Below are 21,517 nucleotides of genomic sequence, written 5' to 3'. Positions count from 1 at the left end.
GTGGGCCGCTGGGGACAGGGGCCGGGCGCGATCAGCGCCAGCGCATCGTCATGATGAAGCCGCCCATGAGGAGCACGAACCCGATCCCGAGGTTCCAGACCCCGATCGAGCCGATGGGGTACTTGTACTCGCTGATGTAGTAGACGACGATCCACAGCAGCCCGAGCACGAGCAGCGTGATGAAGACGGGCGCCCACCAGGTGGGGTTGGGCTCGACGGCCTTGCTGGTCCGGGGCGGGGTGTACGTGCTCGCCTTGTGGTCGCGGCCTTTGGACTCGGGCACTGCGTTTCTCCTTGCTCTGAGTTGAGGCAAGGGTAACCAATGAGCCACTCCCCGTCCCTGCGCTCGCACCATGCGTGCACCGCAGCCGGGCGAGGGCAGGGACGGCGCCGCACCAGCCGTGGCTGTCGTGGCGTCCCCCCCGAACGGGGTGCCCCGGGAGATCGCTCTCGAGGGGCACCCCGACGGGTGGCTCGTGCCCCGCGGGCGCGCGAAGATGCGCCCCCTGTCTGCGCCCGCGCGCCTGCGGTTCCCCGCACGATGACCGGGAAGACCATGGCACCCCGGGCCGGTCCGTGTCGCCTTCGGTGCCACCCCGTTGCACAAACATGCAGATCAGCCGCTCCGCCGGAGCGGAAGTTGACGTCCCCGACAAAGCGGGCATGCTGGCACCCGAACGGGTACAGACAGGGGACGACGTGACGACTGGGCCGCACCAGGGGACCGGGGCCGCGGGCGAGAGCATGCACGCGCGGCCGGGGCTCGGCCTCACCGCGGCGGCCATCGAGCTGACCGCGATGGTCAACGACCTCGCCCTGAAGTGGCTCGAGGGCCGCCCGACCCCGGGGTTCCGGCTGCTCGGCACGGGCGTCGCAGAGATCGAGCACAACCTCGCTGTCGCGGTCGAGCCGATGACCCGTCGTTCCGTGTGGTCGATGCAGCCGTACATCTCCTTCGACCCCGGTGAGCTCATGAGGACGACGGACTCGCGATCACGGCGGCGCGGCCTCGACATGCGGGCGGTCACCGCGGAGCGCACGCTGCTGCACAACCCGCTCAGCACGTCCGAGCACCCGGGGCTGCACATCGGTCCGGCGCTGTTCCAGACCATCCTGGTCGACGAGAGCACGGCAGTGGTGGCCGGACCCGGCGACGAACACGGCTACCCCACCGCCTGGCTCGCCACGCGCCCGGACGTCGTGACCCGGGTGGCGGCGCTCTGGCACGAGACCTGGGCCCGGTCGCGCCCTGCGCTCGAGCCCGGCTCCAAGCCGCCGTTCACACCCCGACAGTGTGTGGTCGCTCGTCGCCTGGTGGTCGGCACGAAGGACGCCGCCATCGCCCGCGAGCTCGGGGTCTCGCGCCGGACGGTCGCAGCCGACATCGCGCATCTCGTGCACCAGCTCGGCGCGAGCAACCGTGCGGCCGCTGTGCTCGCGCTGCGCGGGGGGACGTATGCCGGCACCCGACGTGCCGTCGACAGGTCGACGTCCGCGCCGGGCGCGGTGCTGCCCTCGCAGCCCGACTCGGTCGACGCGCCGTGACCGGGCACAATGGGAACGGCGCGGACCGTCCGCGCGAGCGAGGACACCCGTGATGAAGGACGCCGAGCCGCCCGAGCCGCCCGAGCCGCCAGCGGCGGCCGAGTCCTTCGAGCCCTCCGAGCCCTCCGGGGCGACCGAGGCCGGGCAGCCATGGGGGCCATCCGAGGCAGCCGAGCCATCCGAGCCGCTCGAGCCGCTCGAGCCCTCCGCCGCCGACGGGCTCCCCGCCACGGCGCAGGGTGCGCCCACGCGGCCACGGCGGCGGGTGACGTGGCGCCTGGTCGTGCCGGTCGTCACGGCCGCTGCCGGTGTGATGTTCGCGATGAGCTTCTCCGCGGCGCAGGGGCGCGACCTGCGGGCCGACCGTGACCTCCCACAGCTGATCATGGACGCCGACTCGCGCGTCGCCGACAAGGCCAGCCGGCTCGACGCCCTGCAGAAGGAGGTGCAGGCGCTCTCGAAGACCAACGCGCCCACCGACGAGCACCTCTCCAGCCTGACCCGCGCCGCCGACGAGCTGTCCCCCGCAGCCGCGACGACGAAGGTCCGTGGACCGGGCCTCGAGGTCGCGCTCGATGACGCGAAGCGCTCCGCCGACTCGCTCCCCCAGGGCTTCACCGCCGATGACATCGTCGTGCACCAGCAGGACGTGCAGGCCGTCGTCAACGCCCTGTGGGCCTCCGGCGCCGAGGCGATGATGATCCAGGACCAGCGGGTCATCTCCACGAGCGCCGTGCGCTGCGTGGGCAACACCCTGATCCTGCAGGGCAGGGTCTACTCCCCGCCGTACCGCATCACCGCCATCGGCGACGTCGACCGCATGCAGCGGGGCCTCGACGCCGACCCCTCGGTGGCTATCTACAAGCAGTACGTCGATGCGGTTGGTCTCGGCTACTCGGTCCAGACGCACGGCTCGCTGGAGTTCCCGGCATACTCGGGTTCGGTCGACCTGCAGTACGCCTCGCCGATCCGCTGAGCCTCCCACCACCGCCGAAGGGCCCATGACCATCCGAACCCTCGTCCGCACCGTCGGCGAGCTGCTCTTCACGGCCGGCGTGCTCGTCGGCCTCTTCGTCGTCTGGCTGCTCGGGTGGCAGGCGCACGTGCAGGACGGGGAGCAGGCGGACGCCGTCAGCGGCCTCGAGCGCAGCTTCGACCCGCCTGCCCGATCCGCGTCCCCGGCGCGCGCTTCGGCCCCGGCGGCCTCGGAGCCGAAGGACGGGGAGGCCTTCGCCGTGCTGCGGATCCCGCGCCTCGGCGCGGACTGGGCCAAGCCGGTGCGCCAGGGAGTCGGTGCGGACGTGCTCGCCCAGGGCATGGGCCGCTACCCCGGGACGGCGCTGCCCGGGGCCGTCGGCAACGTCGGCATCGCCGGGCACCGGTCCGGCCACGGCAACCCCCTGCTGGACATCGACCTCATCCGGCCCGGGGACGTGCTCGTCCTCGAGACGAAGAGCGCCTACAACGTCTACCGGGCCGTCCGCCACGAGATCGTGGCGCCGGACCGCAGCGACGTCGTCGCGCCGGTGCCGGAGCGTCCCGGCGCGAAGCCGACGGAGCGCTGGTTCACGCTGACCACCTGCAGCCCCCGGTGGGGCAACACCTCGCGCTACATCGTCTTCTCACGCCTCGAGGTGGCCATCCCGCGGGCGCAGGGTCTTCCGGCCGCCTACCTCGAGACGCCCAAGGAGTCCTGACCGATGTACGCCGCCCTCTGGCGCCGGCTCCCCGGCGGTCGCCTCGCCAAGTCCGTGTCGGCTCTCGTGCTCTTCGCCGGCACGGTCGTGCTCCTGTTCGGCTGGGTGTTCCCGGCCGTCAGCCCCCACCTGCCCTTCGAGGACGTCACGGTGCAGACCCCGGCCACCGGGAGCCCGAGCAGCAGTCCCACCAGCAGCCCCACCACCGCGCAGAAGTAGGTTCGCATGACCCGCATCCTCGTCGTCGACAACTACGACAGCTTCGTCTACACGATCGTCGGCTACCTCGAGCAGCTCGGCGCCGACTGCACCGTCGTGCGCAACGACGCGGTCGACGCGACGGACGCGGCGGCATACGACGGGGTGCTGGTCTCCCCCGGTCCCGGCACGCCCGAGGAGGCCGGGATGTCGCTCGAGATCATCCGCGAGTGCGCCCGCCTGGCCAAGCCGATGTTCGGCGTGTGCCTCGGGCACCAGGCGCTGGGTGTCTTCGCCGGCGCCACGGTCGACCGGGCCCCGGAGCTGCTGCACGGCAAGACCTCGCTCGTGCACCACGACGGCACCGGCGTCCTCGAAGGGCTGCCCAGCCCGTTCACGGCCACCCGCTACCACTCGCTGACCATCGACCCCGCCACGCTGCCCGAGACGCTCGTCGCGACCGGGCACACCGACTCCGGCGTCGTCATGGCGGTGCGCCACCGTGACCTGCCGCTGCACGGGGTGCAGTTCCACCCCGAGAGCGTGCTCACCGAGGGCGGCCACCGGATGCTCGCCAACTTCCTCGCGCTGTGCGGCGACGACGGAGCCGTCGGGCGCTCCGCCGGGCTCAGCCCGCTCGTGACCGCGGCCGTCTGACCCGGCGACGGCGAAGGGCCCCTCCCGCTCGGGAGGGGCCCTTCGCCGTATGCCGTATGCCGTATGCCGTATGCCGTTTGTCGTGGCGTCAGGGGGTCGGCGGGGGTGTCGGTGAGGCGGGTGGCGTGCTCGTCGTCGGCGGGGGCGGGGTGCCGGTGACGGTGGTGGTCACGGTGCTCGGCGACGGGGTGGGGGCCTTGGCGACCTTGACGGTGATGGTCGTGCCCATCTTGACGACGTCGCCGGCGCGGTCGACCGAGAGCACCTCGTCTGGGGTCTTGTCGGAGTCGACGGCCTCCTTGCGCGGGGACAGGCCCGCGTTCTGCAGCGCCACGGCGGCGAGGGCCCAGTCCTGGCCGACGAGGTTGTCGGGCACCTTGACGTTGCCGGTGGCGTAGAAGATGCGGATCTTCGAGCCCTTGGGCACGACCGCCTGGGCTGCCGGGTCGGTCTTGGTGACCTTGTCCTTCTGCTGGTCGGGGGTGTTCTCCTCCTGGAAGCCCGAGACGACGAAGCCCTGCTTGGTCAGCTCCTCGCGCGCCGCGTCCTTGTCGAAGCCGGTGACGTCGGGCACGGTGAGGGTGTCGGGGCCGGAGGAGACGACGTACTTGACCGTGGTGTTCTCGGGCACCTGCGCACCGGAGCCCGGGTCCTGGCTGACGACGTCGCCCTCGGTGACCGTGGTGCTCGCCGCCGTCGCCTTCTCGCCGCGCAGGCCGTTCGTGGCCAGCGTGCGGGCGGCCACGTCCTCCTTCATCCCCTCGATCGCGGGCACGGTGACCATCGTGACCGGCGGTGTCTGGTTGCCGAACCACGTCACCGCGCCCCACCCGACGAGCGCGAGCAGCGCGAGGACCAGAGCGGTCACGAGGGCGGCCTTGCCCTTGCCGCCCTTCTTCTCCGGCTCCTCGTCCTCGGCGTAGCCGACGGCGGGAAGGCCCGCCGTGTTGCCGTAGCGGGAGGAGGGCACCGGACGTTGGACGGCCGTGGGACTGCCCGCGACGGCATACGCCTGCGGGAGGGTCTGCGTGGCGGCGGCACCGACGGCGGCCGCGGTGCCGAGCGCGGCAGCGCTGATCCGCCGGCCCAGCCTGACGTTCTCGAGGTCGGCGCGGAAGGAGCTGGCGTCCTGGTAGCGCGCCTCGCGGTCCTTCGCCAGCGCGTGCAGCGTCACGGCGTCGAGGTCGCCCCCCACGGCGGCGTTCCAGACGCTCGGCGGCTGCGGCGCCTCGCCGACGTGCTGGTAGGCGATGGCGACGGCCGAGTCGCCGGTGAAGGGCGGCCGACCGGCGAGCAGCTCGAACAGGAGGCAGCCGGTGGAGTAGAGGTCGGAGCGCTCGTCGACGTTGTGGCCTTGCGCCTGCTCCGGGGAGAGGTACTGCGCCGTCCCGACGACCGACTGCGACTGAGTCATCGTCGCGGCCGTGTCGGCGATGGCCCGGGCGATCCCGAAGTCCATGACCTTGACGTGGCCGGTGCTCGTGATCATGACGTTGGCGGGCTTGATGTCGCGGTGGACGATGCCCATCCGGTGGCTGTACGCGAGCGCGTCGAGGATGCCCTCGGTGATGCGGATGGCCTCGGCCGGCTCGAGCTGCTCGTGCTCGCTCAGCTTCTGGCGCAGGGTCTGCCCGTCGACGTACTCCATGACGATGTAGGGCAGGGTCGTGCGGGTGCCCCCAGGCCCCTCGACGGTGCTGTCGTCCTCGCCCGAGTCGAAGATCGCGACGATCGCGGGGTGGTTGAGCCCGGCCGCCGACTGCGCCTCGCGGCGGAAGCGCATCAGGAAGTTCGCGTCCCTGGCCAGGTCCGAGCGCAGCATCTTGATCGCGACCTGGCGTCCCAGCCGGGTGTCGTGTCCGAGGTGCACGTCGGCCATCCCACCGCGCCCGATGAGCTCGCCCACCTCGTAGCGTCCGCCGAGGACACGGGGTGTGGTGGTCACGTGTTCCGCCTTCGGTTGGGGTGCTGGGTCATGTCGCTCCATCGGCCGGGTCGCGCCATCGGCTGCCCGGGACGGCTCGAGCCTCTCGTCCATGTCGCGGTCCTCGGGGGTCATCGGTTCAGCACCGCCTCCATGACGGCGCGCGCGATGGGCGCCGCGACCCGGCCACCGCCGACCTCGCTGCCCGTCACCCCGCCGTCCTCGACGACGACCGCGACGGCGACCTTGGGGTCGGCGGCCGGAGCGAAGGAGATGAACCACGCGTGTGGGGGCTTGCCGGGGTCGTGCTGCGCCGTGCCGGTCTTGCCGGCCACGTCGACGCCGGGGATCCGGGCCCGGGCGCCGCTGCCGTTGTCGACGACCGAGACCATCATCTTGGTCACGATGCTCGCGGTCTGCTCGGAGACGGCCTGCGACAGCTCGACAGGGTCGGGAGCCGACTCGATGATGTCGAGGTTGGCGCTGCGCACCGACTGGATCAGGTAGGGCGTCATGACGCTGCCCTTGTTGGCGATGCCGGCGGCGACCATGGCCATCTGCAGGGGGGTCGTGCGGACGTCGTACTGCCCGATCGCCGCCTGCGCGGACTGCGGCTCGTTGAGGTCGGCCGGCACGGAGCTCGTGGCCACGCGCATCGGCACCTGCAGGGAGTCCCCGAAGCCGAACTTCGCCGCCTGGGCGCGGAGCTTCTCGCCGCCCAGCTCGAGGCCGAGCGACCCGAAGGCGGTGTTGCAGGAGATCTCGAGCGCGTGGATCAGCGTCGTCTTGTCGCCCGGCCCGCAGGGCTGGCCGTTCTCGTTGGGCAGGTTCGTGGACGTCAGGGGCAGGTCGAGCTGCGCGGGGCCGGGCACCGAGGAGTTCTCGTTGGTGACCACGCCGTTCTCGAGGGCCGCCGCCGCGGTGACGACCTTGAAGGTCGAGCCGGGCGGGTAGACCCCGCTCAGCGCGCGGTTGAGGTAGGCCTTGTCCTTGTCGGTGGACAGCGACTGCCAGGCCTTCGCGGCCTTGTTGAGGTCGTGGCTGGCGAGCCCGTTGGGGTCGTATGCCGGGTGGCTGACCATCGCGAGGATGGCGCCGGTCTTCGGGTCGAGGGCGACGACCGCGCCGCGGCTCTGCCCGAGCGCCTGGTCGGCGGCCTTCTGGGCCTTGGGGTCGATCGTCAGCTCGATGGTCGCGCCGGAGGTCTTGCGGCCGGTGATGAGGTCGGTGACGCGCCGCACGAAGAGCTGGTCGGCGTCGCCGGAGAGGAGGTCGTCGGCGGCGTGCTCCAGGCCGTAGGGGGCGCCGACGGAGTAGGAGTAGAAGCCTGTCAGGTGCGAGTAGAGCTCGCCCTGGGGGTAGGTGCGCAGGAAGCGGTACTGGTCCTGGACCGGGACCGACTTGGCCACGGCCTGGCCCCCGACGATGATCGCCCCACGTTCGCGCGAGTAGCTGTCGAGGAGGGTGCGCTTGTTGCTCGCCATGGCGCCGAGCGACCGCGCCTGCGCGAACTGCACCACCGTCGAGGCCACGAGCAGGGTGGTGAAGAGCATGGCGATGAGGATCGAGAGCCGGCGGATCGGGGTGTTCACGGCAGCCTCACCACCTGGGTCGCCTCGGCCGCCGGGGCGGGCTCGGCCGCGGCGACGCCGACCGGCATCTCGGGCATCGGGCGGCGGGCCTGGTCGGAGATGCGCAGGAGCAGCGCCATGATCACCCAGTTCGCGAGCAGCGAGGACCCGCCGAGCGAGAGGAACGGCGTGGTCAGGCCGGTCAGCGGGATGACGCGGGTGACGCCGCCGATGACGATGAAGAGCTGGAACGCGACGGAGAAGGACAGGCCGATGGCGAGCAGCTTGCCGAAGCCGTCGCGCACGCCGAGGGCGGTGCGGACGCCGCGCTCGCAGAACACGAGGTAGAGCACGAGGATCGCGACCGCGCCGAAGAGCCCGAGCTCCTCGCCGAGGCTGGGGAAGATGAAGTCGCTCTCGGCGAAGGGCGTCAGGTAGGGCCGTCCGGCGCCGAGGCCCGTGCCCGTGAGGCCCCCGGAGGCCATGCCCCAGAGGCCGTTGGCCAGCTGGTTGGACCGCTCGAGGCTCTGCGGGGAGAAGGGGTCGAGCCACAGGTCGACGCGCTGGTGGAAGTGTGCGAAGGCGGTCAGGGCGAAGGCGACCGCGGCAGCGAAGAGCAGCAGGCCGATGACGATCCACGAGACGCGCTCGGTGGCGACGTAGAGCACCGCGACGAACAGGCCGAAGTAGAGCAGCGAGGTGCCGAGGTCGTTCTGGAAGACGAGGACGACGACGCAGAGGGCCCAGGCGACGACGATCGGCCCGAGGTCGCGCCCGCGGGGGAAGGTGAAGCCGAGGATCCTCTTGCCGGCCAGCGACAGGACGTCGCGGGTCTGCACGAGGTAGCCGGCGAAGAAGATCGCCAGGGCGATCTTGGCGAACTCGCCGGGCTGGAAGTTGAGCGGCCCGATGGTGATCCAGATCTGCGAGCCGTTGATCGAGCGGCCGATCCCCGGCACGAGCGGCAGCAGGAGCAGCACGAGCGCGGCGGCCATGCTCACGAAGGTGTAGCGGCGCAGCAGCCGGTGGTCGCGCAGCAGGACGAGCACGGCGATGGCCAGGACGACGGCCAGCGTGGTCCAGATGAGCTGGCGGTAGGCGTCGCCGTCGGTGCCGAGCTTGCCGCGGGCCAGGTCGAGGCGGTGGATCATCACCAGACCCAGCCCGTTGAGGACCGTGGTGATCGGCAGCAGCACGGGGTCGGCGTACGCGGCCTTCCAGCGCAGCACGACGTGCACCACGAGCACGAGGACGGTGAAGCCCCCGGCGACCGGGAGGATGTTGGCCGGCACGGTGCCGTTGCGGTTGAGGTCGGTCGTGACCCAGGCGACGAGCACGATGCCGACGGCGAAGAGCAGCAGGAGCAGCTCGGCTCCCCGGCGGGTGCGCGGGGTCAGCGGCTCGACGGTGGTGGTCATGCGGTCACCTCCGAGAGAGCCGACCCGATCGCCGGCGAGAAGGCGCGCGGCGGTGGAGTCGTGGGCGTCGCCGGCCGAGGGGCGGTGGTCGGCTTCACGACCGGGGTGCTGCTCGTCGAGGGCGTGGGCGTCGGGGACGTCGAGCCGGTGGGCGGGGTCGTCGGTGTCGTGGCGGGAGTCGTGCCGCAGGGGGTGCCGGTGGCGGCCAGCTGCTGGCAGCGCACCGCCTCGGCGCGGAGGGCCTCGACCTTGGACTGCGCGTCGGTGAGGTCGCGGGCCGGGATCGTGTTGGCGACGGAGCCCTGCACGTCGCTCGGCAGGTCGGCCACGCGGACGTCGGACGCGGACTCGACGTGCGACAGGTGGATCGGGCCCAGGTCCTGGGAAACGCCGCGGTAGATGGCCACGCGGCCGCTGTCGGCGGCCACGAAGTACTGCTTCTGGGACCAGGCCCACGCGGCATACCCTCCGCCGCCGAGGATCGCGGCGATCACGACAGCGGCGACGAGGCGCAGGATGATCTTCGCTCGGCGCGAGCGGGTGCGGTCCTCGGCGAGCTCGAGGGAGTCCTCGTCGGGCTCGGCTCGCCCGGTGGCCTCCCGCGAGAGGGCGGCCGCCTTCTCGGCGGGGCTCGTCGGGATGGCGCGGGTGCGTCCGCGCATGCGCTTCCCCGCGGCGCCGACCACCTGCGGCACCGTGGACGGCAGGTCGTCGCCGTCGGCGTCGACGACCTCGGCGACGATGACGGTCACGTTGTCGCGGGTGCTGGCCTTGAGGGCCACCTCGATGCACCGGTCGGCGGCCTCGTCGGGCGTGCCGGCCTCGCGGAGGATCTCCTCGATGACGTCGGAGCCGACGAAGTCGGACAGCCCGTCGGAGCACAGCAGGAAGCGGTCGCCGATCTTGGCCTCGCGCAGCGAGGTGTCGGGCTCGTCGTCGGGCTGACCGGTCATGACGCGGGTGACGACCGACCGCTGCGGGTGGTGCCCGGCGTCCTCCTTGGAGATGCGGCCCTCGTCGACGAGCTGCTGCACGAACGAGTGGTCCTTGGTGATCTGCGAGAACGTGTCTCCGCGGAGCATGAAGGCGCGCGAGTCGCCGATGTGGGCCATCGCGAGCTTGTTGCCGGTGCGCAGCATGACGATGGTCGTGCTGCCCATCCCGCTCAGGTCGGAGTTCTCGCGCATCGCCTTGGTGAGGCGGGCGTTGGCCGAGTGCAGGGCCTCCTCGAGCAGCGGGATCGCCTGGTCGGCGGTGACGTCCTCCTCGTCGAGGGGCGCCAGCTCGCCGACGATCATCGAGCTCGCGACGTCGCCCGCCGCGTGCCCGCCCATGCCGTCGGCGAGGACGAGCAGGTTGGGCCCGGCATACCCGGAGTCCTCGTTGCGGGACTTGGGTCCCAGCCCGAGGTCGGAGCGCGCGGCGTAGCGCAGGGCGATGGCCATCGGGTCAGCCTCGCAGTTCGAGGACGGTCTTGCCGATCCGCAGGGTGGTGCCCACCTCCACGGGCCGGGACCCGGTCAGGCGCTCGCGACCGATGAACGTGCCGTTGGTGGAGCCGAGGTCCTCGACGACCCAGCCCTCGCGGCCCGTGGGGTCGGGCTGGATGCGGCAGTGGCGTCCGGAGGCGTAGTCGTCGTCGAGCACGAGCGCGCACTCCGGGTTGCGCCCGATGAGCACGCCACCGCTGCGCAGCGGCAGCGACGTGCCGGTCAGCGGGCCCTCGGTGACGACCAGGCGGGTGGGCGTGCCCTTCCCGCGAGCACGGCCCCGGCGGGGCGTGCCGCCCTCGGGGGTGATGGCCGGGGCACCCGCCGCACCGGCACCGGCACCGGCGGCCGCGGGCACCGGCATACGCCGGCCGTTGCGGGACGCGTCGCGCTGCTCGGCCGCCTTGAGTGCCTTGCGCTGGCTGCGGCGGCTCACCTTCGTGCCGTAGATGTCGGTGCGCAGCACGCCGACCACGCTGAAGATGAAGAGCCACAGCAGCGCGAGCAGCCCCAGCCGCAGCAGGGTGAGGGTCAGCTCACTCATGCGCCACCACTGGTCTTCGTCGAGGGGCGTTGCGGGACAGCAGCCGTGCGGGTCATCCGCGTCACCGGCGCCCGGCTCGGAACGTCGCGGTCGTGCGGCCGATCGTCAGGCGGTCGCCGTCCTGCAGCCGCTGGCTGGAGATGCGCTCGCCGTTGACGAAGGTGCCGTTGGTCGAGTTGAGGTCACGGATCGAGGTGACCAGGTGCGGGCCGTCGGTGGTGACCCGGATCTCGCTGTGCCGGCGGGAGACGCCGGGGTCGTCGACGACGATGTCGGCGCTCTCGTCGCGCCCGAGCGTCGTCAGGCTGCCGAGCAGGGGGTAGCGGTCGCCGGCGATGTCGAGCCACGGCCGCGCCGACGGGTTGGACCGGGGGGCGGGCCGGTGCACGGCCGGCTCGTCGACGGCGGTGCCGGTGCTCGCATGGGGGCGGGCCGCCGCGGGGGCGGGCTCGGCCTCGCGGCCCGCGTGCTTGACCGTGGCCGGACGGACCCGGAACACCCCGGTCTCGAGGCCCTCGCCCTCGATGAGCTGCACCTCGAGCGGGCCGCCCGGCTGGTAGCCCTGCGAGTCGGCGTGCTCCTGCGCCGCCGCGACGAGGTCGTCGGAGAGGTCGTCCTCGTAGTCGCCGAGCCGGTCGTAGTCGGTCTGGCTGAGCTCGATCGTGTAGACGTTGGGGACCATGGCGCGGCCGTGTCCGAGCAGCGCCGCACGGTCGTCCATGGCCCGGCGGATCGCGGAGGCGATCTCGACCGGCTGCACCTCGGACTTGAAGGCCTTGGCGAAGGCACCGTGGACAGCCTTGGCGAGACCGTGCTCGACACGGTTGATGATTCCCACGCCGTCTCCTCCTCGTTGGTACCTCCTGCCGGGCGCTTCATCGTAACCGGGTCCGCCCATACCGCTCCCCACCGACAGACGGTGTGGACCGGTTCGCCGTCGGTCGGCGGCCGGTCGGCGGCCGGTCCGAGCCCGGTCCGCGGCCGGTCCGCGACGGCGCGGCGCCCGTCCCGGGCGGCCTGCTGCTCGGGTTTGCGGTCCGGCGGAAGCATGAAACCATCGCACGGGGGTCCGTGGCGGGTCCCCGCACGTGGTCAGGCCAGCAAGGAGCGCTCGATGAGCAAGGACGAGAACGGCAGCACCGAGAGCCAGGGCATCCCCGGCATCTCCGCCAACAACTCCATCCCGGGCGGCTTCACCCTGCCCATCCCGATCGCCACGGCCGGCGCGTCGCAGCCCGAGGAGGCTCCCGCCGACCCGTGGAGCTCCACGTGGGAGGACACCTCCTGGCACCCGTCCGACGACGCGCAGGCGTCGTCCGGCACCGACTCGTCCTACGGCACGACCGACACCACCGACACCAACGGCTCGACGACCAACTCGTGGAGCGACTGGCACTCCTCGTCTGCCACCGAGCCGTCCTACTCGGGATGGACGCCGGCGGGGGCGAGCCCGGACGACGACGCCACCGACAGCTCCTCCTCCTTCTCCACCGACCACACCGACGCCGAGCGGGCGTATGCCGCCCGGCCGGCCGTCGACCCCGACGTGGCCGCCGCAGCGCGCGAGGGCTACGGCACGGCTGACACGGCATACGACCGGGTCTCGCGCACGGGCGACTCCGACGGCTCGGACGGCTCCGACGGGCCGAGCGCCGAGGACCTCATCAGCGCCCGCTCCAAGGGGGCGCGGCAGAAGGTCAAGGCCAGCACCGGGCTGCGCAAGGCCTTCGGTCTCGGCCCGAGCTCGCGCGAGATGCTCGAGCGCGACCGCATCGACCGCATCGCGCGCCCGCTCAACGGCCGAAAGACCGTCATGGTCATCAACACCAAGGGCGGCGGTGGCAAGACGCTCGTCACGCTGATGCTCGCGAGCTACCTCGGGCGCTACCGGTCCGGCTCGGTCCTGGCCTGGGACAACAACGAGACCGAGGGCACGCTCGGCATGCGCGCCCCGTCGCAGAGCCACCACCGCACGGTCGTCGACCTGCTCGGCGCCCTCCCGCAGATCGCGGGCGACCCCAACGCCGGCACCTCCGAGCTCGAGCACTGGGTGCGTGAGCAGCGGGGCCTGTCGTTCGACGTGCTGGCCTCGGCCGACGACGACGAGGCGATGCGGATCATCGGCGAGCAGGAGTTCGAGGACCTGCACACGCAGCTCTCCCGCTTCTACCGGATGATCGTCATCGACACCGGCAACAACCGCCTGTCGCCCAACTGGCTGGCGGCCGCCGCCCGCGCGGACATGCTCGTCTTCGCCACCTCGCTCAAGGACGACACCTCGGTCGTGGCCGCGAAGAACCTCGACGCGCTCGTCGCGATGGGCCGCGGCGACCTCGTGCGCAACGCCGTCTGCGTCATCTCGCACACGTCGGCCAAGGGCGACGCCGGCGGTGCCGGCGTGCACACGCGTGAGCACTTCGAGCAGTGGGTGCGCTCGGTCGTCGACATCCCCTACGACCCGATGCTCGCTCCGGGCCTGCACCTCGACCCGCTCAAGATCGCCCGCCGGACGCACGAGGCATGCATGGAGATGGCTGCCACGGTCGTCGACGGCCTCTGACCGAGGTCGTTCGGGCCACCCCCTCGCCCGCGGCGGCGCGAGCGGGTATGCCGCTGCCGTGGCCCTTCTCGCACTGACCGGCGCCTCGGGGCGCATCGCCACCGCGCTGCGTCCGCGCCTGCGTGCGACCGGGCACCGGCTCGTGCTGTGTGACGCTCCCGGCGTCACGGTCGCCGAGCCCGACCCGACGTTCGAGCGGACGGTGGCCTGCGACGTCCGGGACGTTGAGGGGCAGGCCGAGGCGTTCGCGGGGGCCGACCTCGTCGTGCACCTCGCCGCCTACGCCGACGAGCGGTCGTGGCCCGACATCCTCTCGGTCAACATCGACGGGACCCGGGCGGTCTGCGAGGCCGCTCGACTGGCCGGTGTCGGCCGGCTGCTGCTGGCCAGCTCGGTGCACGCGGCCGGCTACGTGCCGGTGGGCTCACCGCTGGCGACCGACGGGATGCCGCTGCCGGCACCCGACACGTACTACGGCGTGAGCAAGGCGGCCCTCGAGGCGCTCGGCGCGTTGTATGCCGGCCGGTTCGGGATGACGGTCGTCAGCGCGCGCATCATGAACTTCGACGACTCGCCGGGCGGGCCGCGGTCGCTGCAGGCGTGGCTCTCGCCCGACGACATGGCCCGGCTCGTGCTGGCGACCCTCACCACCGATGCCACCGGTCACCACGTCGTCTGGGGCGTCTCGCGCAACACCCGTCGCAGCGTGGACCTGCGGCCGGGGCTCGCCGTCGGCTTCGACCCGCAGGACGACGCCGAGGCGTACGCGTGTGGCGTGCAGGAGCGGGACCCGAGCCTTCCGCCGAAGCTGCTCGGCGGTGCCTTCGCGGACCCCGGCTACCGCCTCGGCGTGCCGCACGGCGGGACCCAGCCCGGCTAGGGCTCAGTCCTCGTCGGTGGCGAACCGGTGGTAGGCCTCGGTGGCGGCCTGCAGGTAGCGGTGGATCGCCGCGCGTTCCTCGGGGGTGAACTGGTCGGTCAGGGCATCGAGCCGGTCGAGCAGGCTGCGCAGCCGGCCACGCACCTCGGAGGCGGCCGACTCGGTGGGCACGAGCCGCACCCGACGTCGGTCGGTGGTGTCGCGCTCGCGGAGCAGGTGCCCGGCGGCCTCCAAGCGGTCGACGACGTCGGTCATGGCGGCCGGCGTGATGCCGAGCCTGGTGCTGAGCTCGCGCGGGCCGAGGCGCCCGTCGGAGGCGGCGACGTGGCTCATGGCCGACAGGTCGGTCGGGTGCATCCGCATGCGGCGCGCCAGCGCTCCCGAGGCCTCGGCCTCGGCCGCCCCGAGCGCGCGGAGGGCCCACGTCTCGGGCTCGTGGGCCCGGCGCGGGCTGCCGGTCGGCACTGCGTGCGCGTTCTCGGGAGGCGGGATTGCCATGACCGCACCTTACTGCTTCCATATGTTTAGATCACCTGAACATATGGAGGCCATCATGAGCCAGGAGGCGACCGCCGCCGAGCCCGCCCGCGCCGCCCGGGGCGGCGACCGGCGGCGTTGGTGGGGTCTGGTCGCGATCAGCATCGCGGTGGCGCTGATCATCGTCGACTCCACGATCGTCAACGTCGCGGTGCCCTACATCGTGGAGGACCTCGGCCTCACCTCGTCGCAGGTCCAGTGGGTGCAGGAGTCGTACACCTTGGTCTTCGCCGCGACCCTGCTCATCTGGGGCACGGTCGCCGACCGGATCGGGCGACGCCGCATGCTGCTCATCGGCGTCGTGGTGTTCGTCGCTGCCTCGGTGCTGGCAGCGGTGGCCGGGTCGGGCGAGGCGCTCATCGGCGCCCGGATCATCCAGGGCTTCGGCGGGGCGATGATCCTGCCGACGACGCTCTCGCTCGTCAACGCCGGCTTCACCGGGCGCGAGCGCGGCATCGCGTTCGCTGTCTGGGGCTCGACGATCGGGGGCATGGTCGCGGTCGGCCCGCTCCTCGGCGGCTGGCTCACCACCTCCTTCTCGTGGCGGTGGGCCTTCGGCATCAACCTGCCGATCGGCGTGCTCATCGTCGCCGGCGTGCTGCTCTTCGTCGACGAGTCCCGGGGCCGGTCGCGCGGTCGGATCGACGTCGCCGGCGCCCTGCTGTCGGCGGTCACCTTCGCGACCCTCGCGTTCGGGCTCATCGAGGGCCGCAGCTACGGCTGGTGGAGCCTGGTCAAGCCGTTCGAGCTGGGTCCGTGGACGTGGTCGAGCGGCATCTCGCCGGTGCCGGTGGCCTTCGCAGTGACCCTCGTCGCCGGCACGGTCTTCGTCGTGCGCACGCTGCGGCGGACGGCTGCGGGGAAGCCGACGCTCTTCCGTTTCGACCTCTTCGGCATTCGCTCGTTCCGCAACGGCAACGTCGCCGCCATGATCGTCAGCCTCGGCGAGTTCGGCATCGTGCTGTCCCTGCCGCTGTGGCTGCAGAACGTCCTCGGCTACACCGCCTTCCAGACCGGCGTGATCCTCCTCGCGCTCGCCATCGGCTCGTTCGGCGCCAGCGGTCTCGTGGCCGTGCTCGGCAAGCGGCTCAGCGCGGCGGCCATCGTCCGCGTCGGCATCGTCGCCGAGATCGTCGGCATCGCCGGGCTCGGTCTCGTCATCGGCCCGTCGACCTCGTGGGTCGCCATCGTCCCGTGCCTTTTCGTCTACGGGTTCGGCGTCGGCCTCGCAACCGCCCAGCTGACCGGAGTGGTCCTCGTCGACGTGCCCGTCGAGCGCAGCGGCGAGGGTTCCGGCCTGCAGTCGACCGCTCGCCAGATCGGCTCAGCCCTCGGCATCGCGATCCTCGGCACCGTCCTGTTCACGACCGCCGGCGCCCAGCTCGACTCCGGACTGTCCGACCTCGGCGTCCCGGCCCAGGCGCGCAGCGCCGTCGTCAACGCCGTGGTGGAGAGCGCGGGAGGTGCCATCCCGGCGCTCGCCGGCAACCCGCGTACGGCCCCGGTGGCTCCTGTCGCGAAGGAGGCGTTCTCCGACGCCACGCGGTATGCCGCTTTCACCGCCGCCGGCTTCCTCGTGCTCGGCCTGCTCGCCACCCTCTCGCTCGGCTCTGGACGTGGCCGGGAGGAGGGGTATGCCGGTTCGCCGGCCCAGCGTGGAGAGTCACCTCGGCGCTCGCGGGAGGGCGAGGAGCTGCCTGACGCGGAGTCGCCCGCCGTCCCCTGACGGCTCGCCCGACGAGGCGTCCGGTTCGTGTCGGGCACCCCGGTTTGGCGATACCGGGGGGCATGCAGCACACTGTCTGCTTGTCACGCGCGAGTGGCGGAACGGCAGACGCGCTGGCTTCAGGTGCCAGTGTCCGAAAGGGCGTGGGGGTTCAAATCCCCCCTCGCGCACGCGATGACGAAGGGCCCCGGTTCACAGAGCCGGGGCCCTTCCGCATGCCGGCGCGTCGACGGTGGGAGCGGGCGCGGCGCCCTCGTCATCCACCGCCGGAGGGTAGGTCAGCGGTGGCCCCCGGGCACTGCGGCAGCGGACTCGCATGCGTGAGCAGCCGGAAGGCCGCAGTGAGCTGGATGCACGAGTCGCCGGCCAGCAGTTCGCTGTCCACCGGTGAGTCCGAGATCCCCCAGGCGATGAGGTCCGCGGCGTGCTCCATTCCGCGCCGGTCCCACGGAAGGTCCCGGGCGTCCCAGGTCGGCAGGTGGACCAGCGCGAGGAACTCCTGGCGTGTCGCGCCGGTCAGGTTCTCCCACATCCAGGCGTGCGCCAGCTCGTGCAGGAGCAGCTGCTGCTGGAAGGGCGTGGGGGCGCCCGGGACCGTGAAGCAGAGATAGATGCGGCTGCTCGAGCCCGCGGACAGGGTCAGTCCCCATCTCTGGGTGGAGCACTGCTGCCGGTGGATCTCCTCGTCGAAGGCCACCGCGGCGATGTCAGGGGCTGCGAGCCGGGCGGCCGGGAACCGCGTCAACGCCAGGCGGACCAGCGCCTCGGCACCGGGAGTGCCGTTGTGGACCTCGACCCGGCGGCCGGCGACGGCGATGGTGCCGGTGACGCGGTCCTGCGGCAGGGTCGGGATCGCCGCGTGGGACCACCAGCCGTCCGGCAGCTGCGCGGTGTTGACGCAGCGCCGCATCGAGGCGACGTCGTGGAAGCGACGCTCGGCCACGATGCGCCCGTGCGCGATCTGCAGCTGCGCGGTCACCCCTCCTGGGCAGTGGGTGCCGTCGTCGCCGGTGTACGACAGGTACGCCACCAGGGGGCTGTCGGGCTCGCGCCAGAAGCCGTAGAGGGCCGGGCCTCCGTCACGCCGGATGCGGTCCTGCAGAAGCCGAGCACCCGCCGTCTCGACGCCATACGCGCCGATCGCCTCTCGGCCGGTGAGCCTGACTCCGAGCAGGGAGTCGGTGAGAGTCGCGTCCGGGGCGTAGAGGCTGCTCAGCGCGTGGTTGTCCCGTCCCGACCACGCCGCAAGGTAGTGGTCGGCGAGGTCCTTCGCGCCTGCCAGCTCCCGGCCGAAACCCTGGATGCCGAAGAACCTCGGGTCCTGCAGGAACTGCAGGGACCGCGGATGGGTCATCAGCGTGGCTGCGCCGTCCGCGGCGTGCTCGGACACCAGCAGCTCGTCGGGGGTGACGTCGTGCGCGACGGCCGGCAACCGGTACTCCACCACGGAGCCGTTGGTATCGACGTAGCTCCGGCCGGCGGTCCCGCCGTTCGGAGGCTCACCCAGCAACGGCGCCAGGACCTCGGCGTCCTCAGCCCGGCCGTGGAGCGGCCTCGACTGGTAGCAGCAGGGCACGTCCCAGGCGTCTGGCGACTCGAACAGCACCAGCTCGGCAACGGACCGGTGCGCCGCGACGTCACGGGCCCGGAGCCAGTCCAGCGCGTGATCACCCCACGCCCCGTCCTGCGCGCCGCGACTCAGGAGTGCGAGCGTGAGCACCGCGATGACTCCCAGGACCGCGGCCACATGCCGACGACCTCGCACCGGCGGCCGACCCCACATGGAACGAACGTGCGCCGACCAGCACCGTTCGAACCAGAGGCGAACGTCCCCGGACGGTCGGGGGCTGCGGTCGGTGGGTGCCGTCGGTGGGTGCAGTCGGGGGCTGCGGTCGGGGACTGCGGTCGAGGACCCGGGCTGCCGCCCCCTCGAGCCACTTGGTCAGTCGATGCCGAGCCGGTGGGCGACCGGGGTGCCGCCGATCTCGCGGATGAAGACGGAGTCGCCGACGACGACGAGCTCGTCGGCGGCGCGGGACATCCCGCTGCGGCCCCTGCGCCCGATGACGTAGGACGTTCGTACGAGTGCTTTTCCGCGCGATGGGCGGAACCTCGAGATGAGGAACCGCGCGGGAAGGGGTGCACCATGGGCATCTCGGCAAAGCCCAGGCACTGGCCCAGGCACTGGCGCAGGCGCCCGTCGGGGGCCGCCCCGACCCGGCGTCGATGGACGGTGCGGACGCTGGCCGTGGCTGTGCTCGGCATGGCCGTGCTGGTCCTGCAGGCGGCGCTGGCCCTCTTGGCACCCGCCTCGGCAGCGACGCCGCTCAACGTCTACGTCGGCTACATGGACACCCACTCCGTCGCCTCGAGCTCGAAGCAGCCGACACCGTGGCCCTACACCGACCCGAGCAGCTACATCGGGTCCCCGTGCCCCGCCTATCCGAACAGCACGACGTGCTGGGACGCCGCCGCGCTACGTCTCGACAACCCCGGCAGCGTCGACGTCACGGGCCTCCACCCGGTCGTCAAGATCGGCTCCGCCACGTACAACCTCTGGGGCTCCAATCTCACCGTCAAGGCCCATGGGACCCTCGTGCTCACCGAGACGGGCGCCCAGAACTCGACCAACTTCGACGGGTCCGACTTCGCACCGAACTCGTACAACGGGGGCAACACCGCCTCGTGCGTCAACTCCGGCGCGATCCCCGACGTGCAGATCACCCTGGGCGGGTCGACAACCGACTACCTCGACTCCGGGCAGGTGCTCAACGGGGGCGGCGTCGACAGCGGGCACTGCGTCAACGGCAAGTTCGTCAGCACCCGGGTGGACGAGTCGCACCCCTGGGTCCAGATCGGGACGGCAGCCGCGACGGCCCCCTCGGCCCCGCAGGGCCTGACCGCCGTGGCAGGGGATGGCCAGGTCGCCCTGTCATGGGCACCGCCCGCGTCGGACGGCGGTTCCGCCATCACCGGCTACAACGTCTACCGGAGCACGGTGGCCGGAGGAGAGGGCACGACGCCGGTCGCCACCAACGTCAAGACGACCTCGTACACCGACAGCGGCCGGGTCAACGGGACGAGGTACTTCTACACGGTGGCCGCCGTGAACGCGGTCGGCACGTCACCGCAGTCGAACGAGGCCTCCGCTACTCCCCAGGCGTCGCAGCCGACGGCACCCTCAGCGCCGACCGGGCTGACCGCGGTGGCGGGCAACGCCTCCGTGGCACTGTCGTGGACCCCACCGGCCAGCAACGGTGGGTCGGCGATCACGGGCTACAACATCTACCGCGGCCAGACCCCTGGCGGGGAGGGTCCGACCCCGATCGCCACGAACGTCCCCGGGACCAGCTTCACGGACACCGGTGAGGTCAACGGCAGCCCGTACTACTACAAGGTCGCGGCCGTGAACGCGGTCGGCACCTCGCCCCAGTCGAACGAGGCGTCTGCGACGCCGCAGGCCAGCGTTCCGACGGCACCCGTGAACCTGGTGGCGTCGCCGGGCGACGCGTCGGTCGCCCTGTCATGGCAGGCGCCGGCATCGGACGGCGGTTCCGGCATCACCGGCTACAACGTCTACCGCGGCACGTCCGCCGGGGGTGAGGGGGTCACTCCGATCGCCTCGAACGTGGCTCTGACGAGCTTCACCGACACCGGTCTGACCAATGGCACGAGGTACTACTACACGGTCGCCGCCGTGAACGCCGTCGGCACGTCACCGCGGTCGAACGAGGGTTCGGCGACGCCGCAGGCTGCTGCCCGCATACCGTCGGCGCCGCAGTCGCTCACGGCACTCGCCGGCAACACCACGGTCTCGCTGACGTGGGCTGCGCCGGCGTCCAACGGCGGCTCCACCATCACCGGGTATGCCGTGTACCGCGGCACGTCCGCTGGCGGTGAGGCGGCGACGCCGGTTGCCTCGAACGTGACCGGGACGAGCTTCACCGACACGGGCCTGACCAACGGTACGACGTACTACTACACGGTCGCCGCGATCAACGCCGTCGGGACCTCACCGCAGTCGAACGAGACCTTCGCCACCCCACAGACGACGGCGCCCTCGGCACCGCTGTCCCTGACGGCGACGGCGAGCAGCAACGCGGTGGCGCTGACCTGGGCCGCGCCGGCGTCCAATGGTGGGTCCCCGGTGACGGGGTATGCCGTGTACCGCGGCACGTCCGCTGGGGGTGAGGCCGCGAGCCCGGTTGCCTCGAACGTGACCGGGACGAGCTTCACCGACACGGGCCTGACCAACGGTACGACGTACTACTACAAGGTCGCCGCGATCAATGCGGTCGGCACGTCTCCGCAGTCGAACGAGGCCTCGGCCACCCCGCAGGCCGCCGGGACGGGCGCCGGTTACGTCAGGCGGGTCGGCACCGCCACCGCCGCGACGGCCCGCACGAGCACCACCATCACCGTCGGCACCGGTGGGGTCGTGGCCGGGCACACCCTGGTGGTCTCGGCGCTGCTGTCCTCGACCAGCACCACCGGCAGCGTGAGCGCCAGCGACAGCGCGGGCAACGGCTACGCCGTGGCCCGGAACGTCAGCGACGGGTCGGCCGGTGACCGCACCGTGGTCCTGGTGGCCGTGGCGGTCAAGGCCCTTCCGGCCGGGGCCACGATCACGCTGAGCTACTCCTCGGCGGCCCAGACCCACCTCGCGGTGGACGAGTTCGCCGGGGTCACCGGCGTGGACACCACCGCCGGTGCCACCGGCACCGGCTCGACCTTCAGCTCGGGCGCGGCGAGCACCGGCAGCGCCAACGA

At 72.1% G+C, this 21,517-nt stretch carries 18 protein-coding genes and 1 tRNA gene; 10 read left to right on the top strand and 9 right to left on the bottom strand.

The features are described from left to right. Positions 1-31: 31 nt before the first annotated feature. Positions 32-283 carry a cell division protein CrgA gene (locus tag ABD241_RS09480; RefSeq protein ID WP_142219895.1) on the bottom strand — a complete coding sequence of 84 codons (252 nt, stop codon included), beginning with the start codon at positions 281-283 and terminating at the stop codon, positions 32-34. 416 nt (positions 284-699) lie between these two features. Between ABD241_RS09480 and ABD241_RS09475 the strand changes: the two genes are divergently transcribed. The 5 genes from ABD241_RS09475 to ABD241_RS09455 are packed head-to-tail and all read left to right on the top strand — an operon-like array spanning position 700 to position 4,097. After that, positions 700-1,545: a helix-turn-helix transcriptional regulator gene (locus ABD241_RS09475; RefSeq protein ID WP_344061108.1), complete on the top strand. Its 846-nt coding sequence runs from the start codon at positions 700-702 to the stop codon at positions 1,543-1,545. A 52-nt stretch (positions 1,546-1,597) separates the two neighbouring features. Beyond that, on the top strand, positions 1,598-2,521 hold the full coding sequence (locus ABD241_RS09470; protein WP_344061105.1) for a DUF881 domain-containing protein: 924 nt from the start codon (positions 1,598-1,600) through the stop codon (positions 2,519-2,521). Positions 2,522-2,546: 25 nt separating this feature from the next. Then, positions 2,547-3,242, top strand: coding sequence for a class E sortase (locus ABD241_RS09465; RefSeq protein ID WP_344061101.1), 696 nt, complete (start codon positions 2,547-2,549; stop codon positions 3,240-3,242). Between the two features lie 3 nt (positions 3,243-3,245). Further along, the gene (locus ABD241_RS09460; RefSeq protein ID WP_344061098.1) at positions 3,246-3,461 is read left to right on the top strand and encodes a hypothetical protein; all 216 of its coding nucleotides are present in this window, start codon (positions 3,246-3,248) and stop codon (positions 3,459-3,461) included. A gap of 6 nt (positions 3,462-3,467) precedes the next feature. Then, entirely contained in the window at positions 3,468-4,097 is a 630-nt protein-coding gene (locus ABD241_RS09455; protein ID WP_344061095.1) for an aminodeoxychorismate/anthranilate synthase component II, read from the top strand. A gap of 88 nt (positions 4,098-4,185) precedes the next feature. Here ABD241_RS09455 and pknB read toward each other — a convergent pair whose 3' ends face one another. The 6 genes from pknB to ABD241_RS09425 all read right to left on the bottom strand — a co-directional run bounded on the left by pknB (position 4,186) and on the right by ABD241_RS09425 (position 11,882). Continuing rightward, positions 4,186-6,042: a Stk1 family PASTA domain-containing Ser/Thr kinase gene (gene pknB / locus ABD241_RS09450; RefSeq protein WP_344061092.1), complete on the bottom strand. Its 1,857-nt coding sequence runs from the start codon at positions 6,040-6,042 to the stop codon at positions 4,186-4,188. Positions 6,043-6,152: 110 nt separating this feature from the next. After that, positions 6,153-7,613, bottom strand: a complete 1,461-nt coding sequence (locus ABD241_RS09445; protein ID WP_344061089.1) for a peptidoglycan D,D-transpeptidase FtsI family protein — start codon at positions 7,611-7,613, stop codon at positions 6,153-6,155. Continuing rightward, positions 7,610-9,010, bottom strand: a complete 1,401-nt coding sequence (locus tag ABD241_RS09440) for an FtsW/RodA/SpoVE family cell cycle protein (protein WP_344061086.1) — start codon at positions 9,008-9,010, stop codon at positions 7,610-7,612. The genes ABD241_RS09445 and ABD241_RS09440 overlap by 4 nt, the downstream gene beginning before the upstream one ends. Beyond that, a complete protein-coding gene (locus tag ABD241_RS09435) occupies positions 9,007-10,455 on the bottom strand; it encodes a PP2C family protein-serine/threonine phosphatase (RefSeq protein WP_344061083.1) in 1,449 nt (482 codons plus the stop codon). Before ABD241_RS09435 ends, ABD241_RS09440 begins: the two co-directional genes overlap by 4 nt. 4 nt (positions 10,456-10,459) lie before the next feature. Further along, a complete protein-coding gene (locus ABD241_RS09430) occupies positions 10,460-11,044 on the bottom strand; it encodes an FHA domain-containing protein FhaB/FipA (protein WP_344061080.1) in 585 nt (194 codons plus the stop codon). A gap of 61 nt (positions 11,045-11,105) precedes the next feature. Continuing rightward, positions 11,106-11,882, bottom strand: coding sequence for an FhaA domain-containing protein (locus ABD241_RS09425; protein WP_142180506.1), 777 nt, complete (start codon positions 11,880-11,882; stop codon positions 11,106-11,108). Between the two features lie 276 nt (positions 11,883-12,158). On the opposite strand from ABD241_RS09425, the gene ABD241_RS09420 reads away from it, so the two are divergent. Together ABD241_RS09420 and ABD241_RS09415 are read left to right on the top strand one after the other, a co-directional pair. Next, positions 12,159-13,604 carry a MinD/ParA family ATP-binding protein gene (locus ABD241_RS09420; protein WP_344061073.1) on the top strand — a complete coding sequence of 482 codons (1,446 nt, stop codon included), beginning with the start codon at positions 12,159-12,161 and terminating at the stop codon, positions 13,602-13,604. Between the two features lie 58 nt (positions 13,605-13,662). After that, on the top strand, positions 13,663-14,484 hold the full coding sequence (locus tag ABD241_RS09415; protein ID WP_344061070.1) for an NAD-dependent epimerase/dehydratase family protein: 822 nt from the start codon (positions 13,663-13,665) through the stop codon (positions 14,482-14,484). Positions 14,485-14,487: 3 nt separating this feature from the next. On the opposite strand, the gene ABD241_RS09410 is transcribed toward ABD241_RS09415, so the two are convergent. Further along, positions 14,488-14,982, bottom strand: coding sequence for a MarR family winged helix-turn-helix transcriptional regulator (locus ABD241_RS09410; RefSeq protein ID WP_344061067.1), 495 nt, complete (start codon positions 14,980-14,982; stop codon positions 14,488-14,490). Positions 14,983-15,037: 55 nt separating this feature from the next. On the opposite strand from ABD241_RS09410, the gene ABD241_RS09405 reads away from it, so the two are divergent. Next, positions 15,038-16,747, top strand: a complete 1,710-nt coding sequence (locus ABD241_RS09405; RefSeq protein WP_344061064.1) for a DHA2 family efflux MFS transporter permease subunit — start codon at positions 15,038-15,040, stop codon at positions 16,745-16,747. A gap of 87 nt (positions 16,748-16,834) precedes the next feature. Then, positions 16,835-16,917 (top strand) — tRNA-Leu (locus ABD241_RS09400). An 86-nt stretch (positions 16,918-17,003) separates the two neighbouring features. Here the strand turns inward: ABD241_RS09400 and ABD241_RS09395 are convergent. After that, positions 17,004-18,494, bottom strand: a complete 1,491-nt coding sequence (locus tag ABD241_RS09395; RefSeq protein ID WP_344061060.1) for a nuclear transport factor 2 family protein — start codon at positions 18,492-18,494, stop codon at positions 17,004-17,006. Between the two features lie 501 nt (positions 18,495-18,995). Here ABD241_RS09395 and ABD241_RS09390 point away from each other — a divergent pair. Further along, positions 18,996-21,517: fibronectin type III domain-containing protein (locus tag ABD241_RS09390; protein ID WP_344061057.1), on the top strand; the 2,522-nt coding region annotated here is incomplete at its 3' end.

The organism is Terrabacter lapilli, assembly GCF_039531305.1.
Taxonomy (GTDB): domain Bacteria; phylum Actinomycetota; class Actinomycetes; order Actinomycetales; family Dermatophilaceae; genus Terrabacter; species Terrabacter lapilli.
This window is presented reverse-complemented; position numbering and strand designations above follow the sequence as displayed.